Below are 12,377 nucleotides of genomic sequence, written 5' to 3'. Positions count from 1 at the left end.
GTCCCCCACCCTTTATTCTGCAGAAATATGAATAATGTTGCTTATGCCTGTAATTTCGAAGAGTCGTTTTAACCGATCGGATAAATCAATCAGCTTCAGCTCTCCTTCATTTTTCTTCAATTGTTTAAATAAACCGATAAAGACTCCAAGTCCGGTACTGTCTAAATAAGAAACATCCTTTAAACTGACGGTTAGCGTCTTGTTTTTTCCTTCCGCTAGCGGCAACAGTTCTTCTCTTAGCTGTGGTGCCGTATAGGCATCAATTTCGCCGGAAACTTGGACAAAGGTTTCTTCATTATTCTGATGTTTATCTATTTTTAGATTCATTTCATGATCACCTCTGGATTATTTATTTGTTACATACCCGCCTCTTCAGAACCTTAAACCTTTTTTAAAAAAATTTTTTCAAGTTTATTTCCGCTCCAGATGCTTCGCTTTCCGTGGGCGGTCTGGGGAGCCTCCTCGTCGCTTTGCTCCTGCGGGGTCTCCCCTACCCCGTACTCCCACAGGAGTCTTCGCACCTTCCGCTCCAATCAATAAGTTTAAAATGTTTCAATAAAAATATAGGTGGTATATAAAAAGAAAGGAGTGATAGCAATGGATGAAAAGGTTAAATCTGCTCAATTCATTCAGGATTTGAAGGCTGCATCCAACAATAACAGCTCGATGGCTCAGAATTTGGACGAAATGAAAAAGCTTGGTAAAGAAATGAAGGAGCAAAAAACGGGCAGTGAGTTACGGGAAGAAAATCTCACCCCGGACCCGCTGCAAGATTAATCGAAACGGCCCTTAAACGGGGCCGTTTTACTTTTTCCGATAAATTCGTTCCTGCGAATTGAATTCCTCATAATGAATGTCTTTCGGGAGAAACAAGATCGATTCCTTACTGCCCAGGCCGATGAAGCCCGCATCTGCCAAACTGTTGTACATGAGGCGATGGACGTTCTGCTGAAGGTCGCTGTTAAAATAAATCATAACATTCCGGCACAAAATGACATGGAACTCATTAAACGAACTATCCGTTACTAAATTATGCTGCGCAAAAATCAGTTTCTCCTTCATCATCGGGCAAAAATAAGCAAACTGATGATCCGTCGTATAATATTCGGAAAAAGCCTTACTTCCTCCCGCAGCCAAATAATTTTTCGTATATTGCTGCATTTTCTTCAGCGGGAACGCTCCCTTTTGCGCCACCTTAAGCGCTCGATCATTCATATCCGTTGCATAGATGGTCGTTTTTTCCGCCAGCCCCTCCTCCTGCATGAGAATAGCCATGGAGTAAACCTCTTCCCCAGTCGCACAGCCCGCGTGCCAAATCCGAACTTCCGGAAGCGCGCGCAGCAATGGAACCACTTCTTGGCGAAACGCCGCAAAAAAGCTTGGGTCCCTGTACATTTCTGTCATCCGAATCGACAAATCATTGAGCAGCCGCTCTAAACAATCCGGTTCATGAAGCACTTTTTCCAATAGCGCCGTAATCGTCTTAAGCCTCTCCATTTTCATCCGGTTGGTAACCCTTCTGAATAATGAGGCCCGGACATAGTCGCGAAAGTCATAGCCATACATCTGATAGATGCCTTCAAGCAGCAAATTCATTTCAATATTCTGCAGCTCTGTCGGCGAAAACTCTTCGGTTTCTACGATTAATTCACTCATGATTGATTCACCTGCTCAGTCAGCCATACCCGCATCAACGAGAACAGCTGATCAATATTTAATGGTTTCATAATATAGTCAGATGCTCCTGCTTCCATACATTTGCTGCGTTCCCCTTTCATCGCTTTCGCGGTCAAGGCAATAATCGGCAAATGAACCATCTTCAGATCGTGACGGATTGCCTTCATCGCCTCATAGCCGCCCATCACCGGCATCATAATATCCATAAAAATAAGGTCAAAGTCGGTGTTGTCCCGCAAAATATCTAATGCCTGCTGCCCATTTTCTGCAATTTGCACCAGCATTCCTTTTCGTTCAAGCGCCGTCACAAGGGCGAAAACATTACGGGCATCATCGTCCACAAGGAGAACTTTTTTCCCTTTAAATAAGTGTTCAGACGACGGAGATTTTTTTTCAAAAGGAATTTGCGTCGCTGCTACTTCGTTGATCCCTGCCGCTGCCTCCTTAAGCCCCTGTTCTTCTTGCTGCACCTCAGACTCGAGTCTGCTCGGAATATAAATGGTAAATGTACTTCCCTTCTGCGGTTCACTTTCTAGCTTGATCAAACCGCCAAGTAAGCGGGTAAATTCGCGGCAAATCGAAAGGCCTAAGCCGGTGCCGCCGTATTGACGATTCGTCGTCCCGTCCACTTGTTGAAAGGCATCAAAGATAATTTGCTGCTTTTCAGCTGGAATTCCAATACCCGTATCCGTCACGGAAATCGCCATAACCGGTCCCTCCACCTCTAATTTTTCTGCAAAGTCTGGTGGGGCAAGCTCCATTCGTACCGTTACTGACCCTTGTTCAGTAAATTTAAAAGCATTCGATAAAAGATTTTTTAAAATCTGCTGCAATCGTTGTCCATCTGTCGAGATGACTGGAGGGACATCCGGATGCGTTACCACTTCAAACTTCACATTCTTTTTTGCGGCAACCGGGTCAAACATGTTTTTTAATAACTGCGGAAGCTCTGTAACATTCACTTCGTCTGTTAAAATTTCAATTTTTCCTGCCTCAATTTTTGATAAATCAAGAATATCGTCGATTAGCCGCAGCAAATCTTCCCCAGCCGTGTACACCACACGTGAATATTCCTCGACCTCAGCATTGTCCATCTCCTGATTATTTTCTATCAGCATTTGCGAAAGGATGAGAATACTGTTCAACGGTGTACGCAGCTCATGTGACATATTCGCAAGAAAATCCGATTTATATTGCGAGCTCTGCTCAAGCTTCAACGAATATTCCACTAATTCATCCTTCGCTTTTTTCAGCTCTGCGGCCCGTTGTTCGGCATGATGGTTTTGCTCCTCTAAAAAGTCATTGGAGATTTGCAGCTGCTCTTGCTGCATTTGCAATTCCTCCGATTGCGCTTGAAGTTCTTCCGATTGTGCTTGTAATTCCTCTGTCATTACTTGGGATTCACTAAGCAGTCTCTCTACTTCCATCCGTCCGAGCACACTCGTAATCGATGAACCAAATTTATCTTGAAGCAGGTCCAATAAGGTGAGGTGCTGCGTTTGAAACGGCTGCAGTGCAGCGAACTCAACGACTGCCTCGACCTTGCCGTCCACCACGATAGGAGCAACTAGTAAATGGGTCGGTGAGGAAGCTCCGAGGCCGGAGGTTAGTTTGATATGATCTTCAGGCAAAGTGTCGATAAGAAAAATTCTTTGATCCAGGGCACATTGTCCCACCATCCCTTCCCCTAGGCGAAAGCTTGAGGCAACATCCTGATCTTTAATCGCATAGCCCGCTGTTTTGACAAAATGAACGCCTTGACCATCCGCCTTCCGCAAATAGACGACACCATAAACAGCATCGAGCAACGGGGCAAGCTTTGTGATAAAGGTTTGTGCCAGCACGGTGATATCCGTGATTCCCTGATACATTGTCGAGATTTCCGTCATACTTTTCTGGATCCAGCTTTGCTTCTCCAAACTGCTGAGGAGATTGTTCATCGCATCGGCCAGGTCACGGGTCTCATCACGGGTTTTCACTTTTATGCGTGTGGAAAGGTCGACTTTGGATTCAGTGATGCTTTGAATCGTTCTTACAACCTGCCTGATCGTTTTTACAATCGAGTTCCCCAGTGAAAATGCTGTTACTAATGTGATGATGGACACTAAGATGATAATCGTATAAAAAGTAATTTTTAAATTTATATTATTTTGATTCAGTTTATCAATCCGTTGCGCCGTCAACTGCTTTTCTTCATTGAGAAAGGAATCAAATTGTGTATTCAGCTGGTCGGTCAGTTTTTTTCCGGTATTTTCTTTAAAATGCCGATTTAATGCGGCTGTATCATTTGCCTTTTTCGCCTCAATCACATATTCCCCAGAGTTTTTGATCCAGCTTTGGATCAGCGGTTTGATTTCCTCGAGGTTATGCTTCTGGTTCGTGTTATGCATTAATAGCGAGTGAAGCTTATTATAATTAATCAGCCAGCTTCTGCTTCCGTCCTCATAGGGGTCGAGATATTGGTTATCTCCCGTGATGACATAGCCTCGCATGCCTGTTTCCATGTCGAGAACATTTTTTTGCAGCTGATTGACCAAGTCGTGGACTTGGATATCATGACTGGAAAGGAGGTCTGCCTCCTTCTGTAAATCTGTCATTCTATCATTGACGATTAGTAGAGAGATCCCGAGGCAAATCAGGATGGTTAAATAGCCTGTAATGATTTTTGCTGGAATATTGAATTTAATATTTTTTATGATCATCGCCCTCTTCCCGGTATCATTCGACAAGGATAACGCCATAATTCTACCATATTTTTCATATTAATTTTGGCGTTTACGACTATTGTTAGGCGAATTTTACCAATTTGAAAAATTTATGAAACATTCTTGTAAACTTGCTTTTTGTTTAGTCTGGGTGATGGACGGGTACTGAATAGATATCAAGTGAATGGAGGGATTTTTTATGGCTAATACAAAAACAAAAGACAAAACCGCCCAACTTACAAAGGCACTGGATCAGCAGGTGGCGAATTTCTCGGTTCTGTACATGAAATTGCATCATTATCACTGGTATGTCAAAGGAGAGCAGTTTTTCACGCTTCACCTAAAATTTGAAGAGCTGTATAAGGAAGCTGGTCTTCATTTTGATACGATTGCGGAACGAATGCTGTCGCTGCGCGCGCTGCCAACGGCAACCTTGAAGGAACAATTGGGGCTGGCTTCAATTAAAGAGGCATCCGGTGATGAGGATACAGCGGCAATGGTGAAGACGCTGGCCGAAGACTTTGAGATGATTTGCGGTGAGTTGACGGAGGGGATTACGGTCGCAGAGGATCATGATGATCAACCGACAGCCGATATGTTTATTGCAATCCGAACTTCGTTAGAAAAACACCGCTGGATGCTAGAGGCATTTTTGGAAGGGTAAAGGATTGATTAAAGCACACGAGGGGTCGTGTGCTTTTTTTGTTGACATGGGGACGGTTCTGTGACTTTTTAAACCAGAACCGTCCCCATGGCTCACGCTTTCGCTGAAATCATCACCAAGCACATATCATCCTTAGGCACATTCAGCGGCTCGGCGCTTTGCTGGATTTGCTGGAGGATCAAGGCAGGAGTATCATTTTCCTTTTCCTGCAACGTGCGAATAATTTTCGAAGTCGCATCCTCATACTCCTCCTCCAACCATTCCGACAATCCGTCCGTAAACAATAACAGCCTCGCCTCTTCTGAATAGTGAATAACCTCTTTGGCTACCTCAATATCCTCAAAAAATCCAATCGCACAACATCCTTCTGTCAAAAGCTTCACTTCATTATCGACAATCGCAATCCCCGCCGGATGGCCCGCATTCACATACTCAATGGTCTGCTGCTCCGTATCAAGGACAAAATATATCGCTGTAAAATAATAGTTGATCAAACTATCCGGGAAATGAAGCTGATTCATCCGGCGATTCAACTCCTTCATCACCGACTCGGGATCGCCAAACTCTACAATCGTATCCTTTAAAACCGAATAGATATACATACACATGAGCGAAGAAGAAATCCCATGCCCCATCATATCAAGCAAAATCACCGCATAGCGGTTAGGGCTAATCTGGTGCCAGGCATACAAATCACCGGCAAGTTCAAAAGACGGACGATAGACCGCCGAAATCGAAACCTTTTCATCCTGAATTGGATGACTGAGCATACTTAACTGTACCTGTTTCGCCAAATCCAACTCAAACTGAATCCGCCGGTCGCGTTCCTTTCGTAAATCCTTCTCCTGTTTTAACCGGAGAACAGAACGAATTCTTGCCAGCAGCTCAATTTTATTGATGGGCTTCATCACGTAATCAAGGGCACCAGCATCCATCGCCTCCGCCATTTTATAGGAATCACCCATTGCCGTTACAAAAATAATCGGTAGGTCCTGATACCGCTCCTGAGCGAGAATCGTCCGGCACGCCTCGACACCATCAATTTCCGGCATCATCAGATCCAGCAAAATTAAATCGACCGGGACCTCCGCCGTTTTCGGTCCATCCAGCTGCAAATATTCATATAATTCTTTGGCAGATGAAAGCTTGACGATGCGATCATAGCCGTCTTTTTGCAGGATTTTTTCGATAATCATTAAATTCGTCAGATTATCGTCCACAATGACAATATTCATCGTCTCCCCCCTTTTCGTTCACACCTTCTATGTATCTAGTTTTATCTTAGCATGACAACCGTACGAAAACAGCGAGAGACAGCTCGGTCTCTCGCTTATCTATTTATTCAACTCCAGGAAATCCCAGAGAATATTTCCTAATCCCTATTTTGCTCAATATTATAACCAGAATCGGATCCCCCGCCATTTTGACTTTTCTGATATTGATATTTTTCATTATCATACTGTGAAGCGGTTCTTCTCATTCTATCCTCATCTACTTCTCTATCATGATGGTTAACAGCATCTTGTCCCTCTTGAAGACCTGCTTCCTCGATACTCTTTTCATCATATAAATTCTTAGCCATTTTCCATTCCTCCTCTTTTTTTAAATTGCTGCCTCTCATTTCCTGCCTTTTCACGAGCACTTACTGAATTTGCAGCTGCATATTTCAACCACCCTCTTTCCTTTGCTAGCCTTATTAGGGTAATACCCCCCTTTTCCAGTACTTAAACACATTATTTAAAAAACGAACCCTTTCTTTTTCCTTTCAACAAATCGCCTGTCCAGCCTTTTATCTTTAAATAACCGTATAGCAAAAGTGTTGAGACAATCGTGATGATAATCGAAAAAAGGTAGCCATACTTCCACCCAAGCTCAGGCATATGCTTGAAATTCATTCCCCATAGGGCCCCAAATGCCATAATCGGGGTAAAAATCGTCGTAATCACGGTTAGAGTTTTCATAATTTCATTACCACGATGGGAGGAGATGACTTCTTCCAAATTAATCATCGAATCGAGCTCATGTTCATACTCATTCAGAAGCGCAAAGGCCCGTTCCATCCGCTTAGAGCTGCAGAAATAAATCTCCTCATTACCACCCTTATGAAGATTGACTTCCTCGATTGCCATGATCAACTCCTTTATAGGGATTAAGAGATTTTTCCACACCAATAACTCATGTCTTTGGCGATACAACAGTTCAAGAATCCTCGTTTCATTCCGTTTACGGACGCTCCAAATTAAGGTTTTAAGCGATTCTTCAAATTGGTCAACCTCTCCTAACATTTCATTCAATAACTCTCCTAAAAATAATAAAAAGCCATCAACCGCCGTTTCCGACTTGTCCATTTCTTTTAACGGAAAAGTGCTCCATTCAAGATCAACCGTTACCCATTTTTCATTCGTTAAATAGAAATGGAAAATCTTATTATCTTGTTCCTCTTTAAAGCTTTGCTGATAAATCAGCGAGGCATGCATCGCCTTTTCTCCATTTTCGAGCACTTCCACCCGAAGGCAGTTACTCTTATTTTTCCGAACCCGTTCCAGCCATTCACTTTGAAGCCCCTCCATCGCCCCACGTTCAATCTCGCATTTATTTAACTGAATCCACTTCCACTTGTTCTCACCCAATACTTTTTCCATCGCAATCTCCTTTTTTCTAGTTAATCCCCGTTTTGATGTACATTAAAACGTTTCATCCGCTAAAAGAGCGGGTATGGATAAGTAAGCTTCAAAATTTTGAGGAGGTAGGATAATATGAAACGAAGTATTGGAATGACTTCACTCGTGGTGGCAGGAGTTGGCGCTTCGGCAATGTGGTTATCCAATAAACCGAATCGCATTAAGGCAGAGAATTTTTTAAGGACATGGAAACGAAAGATTATGCCGACTGTTTTTGAAAAAAGCGAACAACTACCAATTCATAAAGGCGGTCACCCGCATCCACATGATATAGAGGATAATAAGATGGTGGATGAAGGCGCGATGTATTCAGTGAAATTTTATAATGAGAAAATCCAATAAATAGTTGGGGCGCATTTTGCCCCAACTTTTTTTATGAGAGGTGAAAAATGACTTTACTCTTTTTGCTGATCTATTTCATCATTATTGTCGCCGTCATTGAAATTTTCGTGATCTTATTTCGGCTAACCGGCCTGAAGGTAGAGATTTCGCGGTTTCAAGTTATTTCCTTGATGACCGGCACTGGATTTACCACCGATGAATCGGAACTTATATTGGGACACCCGATCCGCCGCAAACTGGCGACCTTTCTCATTTTGTTTGGAGCGTTTTCTTTAGCCGTGATTATCTCATCAATCAGCCAATTTTTATCGAAGGGGCTGCAGGCGAAAGAGATTTTTTTCCTCGCAGCTATGACCATGCTCGTTTATCTGGTCCTAAAGCTAACCTGGCTGCAACGAAAATTATCAAGTTTATTCAATCGAAAAATGCAGCAGAAAGTAGAGCTCGCTGATTTACCAGTTCGGGAGATTTTTTTGAAAAGTAAAGAAGATGTTTTGCTTTATCTTCATATTTTCAGAGAATCCAAGCTGGCTGGACATACCTTTAATCAAATGATAGAAGACTTGGATCAACTAGAGCTCAATATCTTGTTTATCCAACGCGGCAAGGTGAAAATTAGAAGAAATTTATTGGATACACCCCTCCATGAAGGCGATCAAGTCCTGTTATTTGGCACGAAAAAGGCAATTTATGAAGCAGTTCATGAAGATTTAACGATAATGAAAGAAAAAGAAGCTGAAGAAGAACTCCTTTGAGGACTTTTTCAGCTTCTTTTCGTTAGAATTACACCCTTACTAAATTTATCCGCGTTTCTAGGTGGGTTATCCGCGAATCTAAAAAACAATCCGAATCCACCCAAGGATTCGGATAATCAACTTCTAAATATTTTTCCCTTCACTCAGCTTCTCATCTAGCTTCCGCAAATATTTCCCGGCAAACTCTTTTCCGCCAATCCCAAATGCAAGACCGAACGCAAGCGCCAAGCCACCTAAGACGAGGATAAATGCAGCATTCACAATCGAATGAGCCACACCCAATTGATCCAATGCCATAAACAAGGTAATCGCAAAAATCGTATATTTCGCTACCGCTGCCAGCGTTCGTGCGTAGCGGTGCTGGAGAACATTTTGCAGGACACGCCCGACTAATTGACCTAAATATAAGCCAATCCCGAGTATGACAATCGCCGCCAATAGCATTGGTAAATAAGCAATCACACCCGATGCCAAACTCACCAAGAAATTTAAATGCACAATTTGCAAGGCCTCTGCTGTAAATAACAGGACGACCACAATTTTAACGAGCAATCCAACCACTTGTGAAAGCGTATATTTTGATTTCTCCGGAGTTAGTGAACCGATGCCCATTTGATGAAATAGACTATCAAACTTCAAACGCCAAAGCATTTGTGCCACCATTTTTTCTAACCATTTTCCAACCCATAGGCCTGCTAAAATAAAAACAATGGCCACCAAAACATTTGGAATTAGTGTCAATACACGGTGCAACATCGCAATCGCCGGGTCGGATATCCCTTTTAAGTCCAGCTTTTCTAGTGCTGATATTATCGCCGGAATTAACACGAGTACAAACGCAATATTCCCAATCACACCCGATAGATTGTCCATCAGCCCCATTCGCTGGCCAATTGAATCCATTCCAATACTCTTTAATAGATTCGTTAAAATATCTCGAACAATTTTCGCAATCAGCCAGCCGATGAATCCTATCAGTGCTGCGGCAAACAGCTTCGGAATAAATGATAACATCGAACTAAGGGCATGTGAGAATGGGTCCGAAACCCCCTCCATATGTAATGCCCCTAAAACGGCCGGTAAAAATAATAGCAGAATGAAATAGAAAAGCCCTTTTGCAATACTATTAATAACATTAAAGGCATCCACTTCACTCTTGTTCATTCTCCATTTTACAAGGTGGCGTTCGAAATGAAACATGGAAGCCCCTTTAATAAACAGCATTCGAACTAGATAGGCAACAACCCATGCCAACAGCAGGATCAAAGCTGCTTTTAATAGATTCGGGATCGCCCCGGTTAAAGTGGAGACCATTTTGACAAGCGGTGCTGCAATCAAGCTGAGGTTCAGCATATTAAAGAAGATAATCCAGACAAAGACTAGTAATAGATAGTAAACAATTTTTCCGATAATGACTTCCGATGAAACCTTTCTATTTCCAACATTGGAGAATAGCTTATTATCGAGGTTTGTTTTCTTTAACCCTGCTTCGACTGCCTTACCAATCGCTTTTGCGATAAGCCAGCCTACCAATAAGACGAGAAGTGCAAGCAATACATTCGGGATTTGCTGGAGGTAGTAAGACCAGCCATTCATCATTTGATTTAGATTCATTTTTCCATCTCCTTTTCTCGCATTTGCTTGCTATATGAACTACCCCGTCATTTTACTTTTAAACATTTCCACTGATCAGGTTTAACCCATTTTCCAAGCGGGTATTTACCAATTGAAACCAAACCAAAGGAGGAAGGTAAAATGAATAAAGAAACAGTAAAAGGAAATCTTGATCAGGTTAAAGGCGAAGCCAAGGAGCAATGGGGTAAATTAACCGATGATCATTCAAAGGAAGCGGAAGGAAAAGTGGATAAAGTAAAAGGAAAAATAAAAGAAGGCTATGGTGAAGTAAAGGATGAAATAGAGCGCTAAAATAAAAGAAGAGGCCCGCGGGCCTCTTTTCGTGTTTAACTAGTAAACATGTTTAGACTTTGAGATTTGTCCAGCTCCAGCGCCTAGCCCCTCGAGGTTGCTTCCGCTTTTCTTACTGCAAAAAGTCTGCAAATTGATTGAAGTGGTTGTGCAGGAAGTCTAGAGCCAGGTTTGGCGCAACTCCAAATAGCACAGATGCCACGACAGCGACGATTAAGACAACCAAAATTCCAAATGGAATATTGAACTTGCTTTCGTCAGCAGCCGGACGGAAGAAGATTTGCGTCATGACACCGAAATAGTAGAAGTACGATATAACCGTTGTTGCGATCATAATCGACGCTAATACATAGTGGGATTCACCCGCAAAGGTTCCGATAAAGATATTAAGCTTTCCGATAAATCCGGCCGTGCCCGGGAAACCTGCTAACGAAACAAGTAAAATTCCCATCGCAACTGCAAGAACCGGCGAACGGCGATAAAGACCGGCATAATCGGCAATCCGTTCAGTACCTGTTTTTTCCGAAACCAATTGAATCACAGCGAATGCGCCAAGATTCATGAATAAGTAGGCAAGCAGGTAGAACCAGATGGCATCGAACATGATAAAGTTCATCGATGCAAATGCCACAAGGATGTAACCGGCATGGGCAATACTTGAGTAAGCAAACATTCTTTTAATATTCGTCTGTTTCAAGGCAACGACGTTCCCGATAATCATCGTTGCTGCCGCGATAAAGCTGATGTAATCCTGCATTTTATATAAAATTGGTGCAGAACCAGGGCCTTCCGATGCAGCCACGCCGAATACGGATAACAAAATACGGATGACAATCACGAAACCGGCTGTTTTTGAAACAACGCTCAAAAATGCGGTAACAGGTGTTGGTGCTCCCTGATAAACATCTGGTGCCCACATATGGTAAGGTGCAGCCGCAAGCTTAAAGGATAAACCAACGAAAATCATCAAAAATGCTAAGCCTAGCAAGTAGACGTGCTGCCCGTCCGCAAGACTTTGCAGCTGTCCGGCAATCGAGAGTAAATTCGTTGTGCCAGTTAAACCATACACATAGCTCATCCCGAACAAGGTAATCGCAGTGGAAATGCCGCCATTGATGACGTATTTCATTGCCGATTCATTCGAGGCGTCATTGCGTTTGCGCATCCCTGCAAGGATATAAGATGAAATCGAGAGCAATTCTAGACCGATAAATAATGTAATCAAGTCTCCGCTTGAAGTCATAACCATCGCGCCGAGCAAGGCTGTTAAAAACAGATAGAAAAACTCGCCGTGATATTCCTTCATTCCGTCTTTCGGTTCATAGCTGACCGCTAAGAACATGACTAGAGCGGCACCAACAAGAAGCAAAACTTTAAACGCCTTGCCAAAACCATCAAGACGGAAGGTGTCATTTAAAATCGAAACCGTTCCTTGGTCAATCATTCCCATTACCGAAATCAAAGCGGCAAAAATACCGACAATCCCAATCCAGCCAAGAATTCTGCGATCCTGATTTTTCGGCATAAATAAATCCAGAAGGGTTAGGACGGCAGCAACGCCAACGATGATGAATTCCGGTGTCATAGCGCCCCAGTTAAATGATTCCAATGCTTTGATATCCATCCT

At 42.8% G+C, this 12,377-nt stretch carries 13 protein-coding genes; 5 read left to right on the top strand and 8 right to left on the bottom strand.

All coding sequences use genetic code 11. The features are described from left to right. Positions 1–12: 12 nt before the first annotated feature. A complete protein-coding gene (locus tag E2K98_RS03840; RefSeq protein ID WP_133332955.1) occupies positions 13–327 on the bottom strand; it encodes an anti-sigma factor antagonist in 315 nt (104 codons plus the stop codon). A 270-nt stretch (positions 328–597) separates the two neighbouring features. Between E2K98_RS03840 and E2K98_RS03835 the strand changes: the two genes are divergently transcribed. Further along, positions 598–777: a hypothetical protein gene (locus E2K98_RS03835; RefSeq protein ID WP_133332954.1), complete on the top strand. Its 180-nt coding sequence runs from the start codon at positions 598–600 to the stop codon at positions 775–777. Positions 778–804: 27 nt separating this feature from the next. Here E2K98_RS03835 and E2K98_RS03830 read toward each other — a convergent pair whose 3' ends face one another. After that, positions 805–1,656: a CheR family methyltransferase gene (locus E2K98_RS03830; protein WP_133332953.1), complete on the bottom strand. Its 852-nt coding sequence runs from the start codon at positions 1,654–1,656 to the stop codon at positions 805–807. Beyond that, positions 1,653–4,379, bottom strand: a complete 2,727-nt coding sequence (locus E2K98_RS03825) for a CHASE3 domain-containing protein (protein ID WP_235824707.1) — start codon at positions 4,377–4,379, stop codon at positions 1,653–1,655. The genes E2K98_RS03830 and E2K98_RS03825 overlap by 4 nt, the downstream gene beginning before the upstream one ends. 202 nt (positions 4,380–4,581) lie before the next feature. On the opposite strand from E2K98_RS03825, the gene E2K98_RS03820 reads away from it, so the two are divergent. Next, complete coding sequence (locus E2K98_RS03820; RefSeq protein WP_133332951.1) at positions 4,582–5,046, top strand: Dps family protein; 465 nt, start codon at positions 4,582–4,584, stop codon at positions 5,044–5,046. 92 nt (positions 5,047–5,138) lie between these two features. Here E2K98_RS03820 and E2K98_RS03815 read toward each other — a convergent pair whose 3' ends face one another. The 3 genes from E2K98_RS03815 to E2K98_RS03805 all read right to left on the bottom strand — a co-directional run bounded on the left by E2K98_RS03815 (position 5,139) and on the right by E2K98_RS03805 (position 7,688). Then, positions 5,139–6,281 carry a fused response regulator/phosphatase gene (locus tag E2K98_RS03815; RefSeq protein ID WP_133332950.1) on the bottom strand — a complete coding sequence of 381 codons (1,143 nt, stop codon included), beginning with the start codon at positions 6,279–6,281 and terminating at the stop codon, positions 5,139–5,141. A gap of 137 nt (positions 6,282–6,418) precedes the next feature. Next, the gene (locus tag E2K98_RS03810; RefSeq protein WP_133332949.1) at positions 6,419–6,628 is read right to left on the bottom strand and encodes a hypothetical protein; all 210 of its coding nucleotides are present in this window, start codon (positions 6,626–6,628) and stop codon (positions 6,419–6,421) included. A gap of 151 nt (positions 6,629–6,779) precedes the next feature. Next, positions 6,780–7,688: a magnesium transporter CorA family protein gene (locus E2K98_RS03805; RefSeq protein ID WP_133332948.1), complete on the bottom strand. Its 909-nt coding sequence runs from the start codon at positions 7,686–7,688 to the stop codon at positions 6,780–6,782. A 114-nt stretch (positions 7,689–7,802) separates the two neighbouring features. On the opposite strand from E2K98_RS03805, the gene E2K98_RS03800 reads away from it, so the two are divergent. Both E2K98_RS03800 and E2K98_RS03795 read left to right on the top strand, forming a co-directional pair. Next, on the top strand, positions 7,803–8,069 hold the full coding sequence (locus tag E2K98_RS03800) for a hypothetical protein (RefSeq protein ID WP_235824706.1): 267 nt from the start codon (positions 7,803–7,805) through the stop codon (positions 8,067–8,069). A gap of 47 nt (positions 8,070–8,116) precedes the next feature. Continuing rightward, positions 8,117–8,824, top strand: coding sequence for a TrkA C-terminal domain-containing protein (locus tag E2K98_RS03795; RefSeq protein WP_133332947.1), 708 nt, complete (start codon positions 8,117–8,119; stop codon positions 8,822–8,824). Positions 8,825–8,947: 123 nt separating this feature from the next. On the opposite strand, the gene E2K98_RS03790 is transcribed toward E2K98_RS03795, so the two are convergent. After that, positions 8,948–10,438: a mechanosensitive ion channel gene (locus tag E2K98_RS03790; protein ID WP_133332946.1), complete on the bottom strand. Its 1,491-nt coding sequence runs from the start codon at positions 10,436–10,438 to the stop codon at positions 8,948–8,950. 141 nt (positions 10,439–10,579) lie between these two features. Here E2K98_RS03790 and E2K98_RS03785 point away from each other — a divergent pair, with 141 nt between their 5' ends. Continuing rightward, on the top strand, positions 10,580–10,750 hold the full coding sequence (locus E2K98_RS03785) for a CsbD family protein (RefSeq protein WP_035423704.1): 171 nt from the start codon (positions 10,580–10,582) through the stop codon (positions 10,748–10,750). A gap of 112 nt (positions 10,751–10,862) precedes the next feature. Here E2K98_RS03785 and nuoN read toward each other — a convergent pair whose 3' ends face one another. Beyond that, the gene (gene nuoN, locus E2K98_RS03780; RefSeq protein ID WP_133332945.1) at positions 10,863–12,374 is read right to left on the bottom strand and encodes an NADH-quinone oxidoreductase subunit NuoN; all 1,512 of its coding nucleotides are present in this window, start codon (positions 12,372–12,374) and stop codon (positions 10,863–10,865) included. Between the last annotated feature and the right edge of the window lie 3 nt (positions 12,375–12,377).

Source organism: Bacillus salipaludis, from assembly GCF_004358205.1.
The sequence above is the reverse complement of the archived record's forward strand: the minus strand, read 5'-3'. Positions and strand labels throughout refer to the sequence as shown.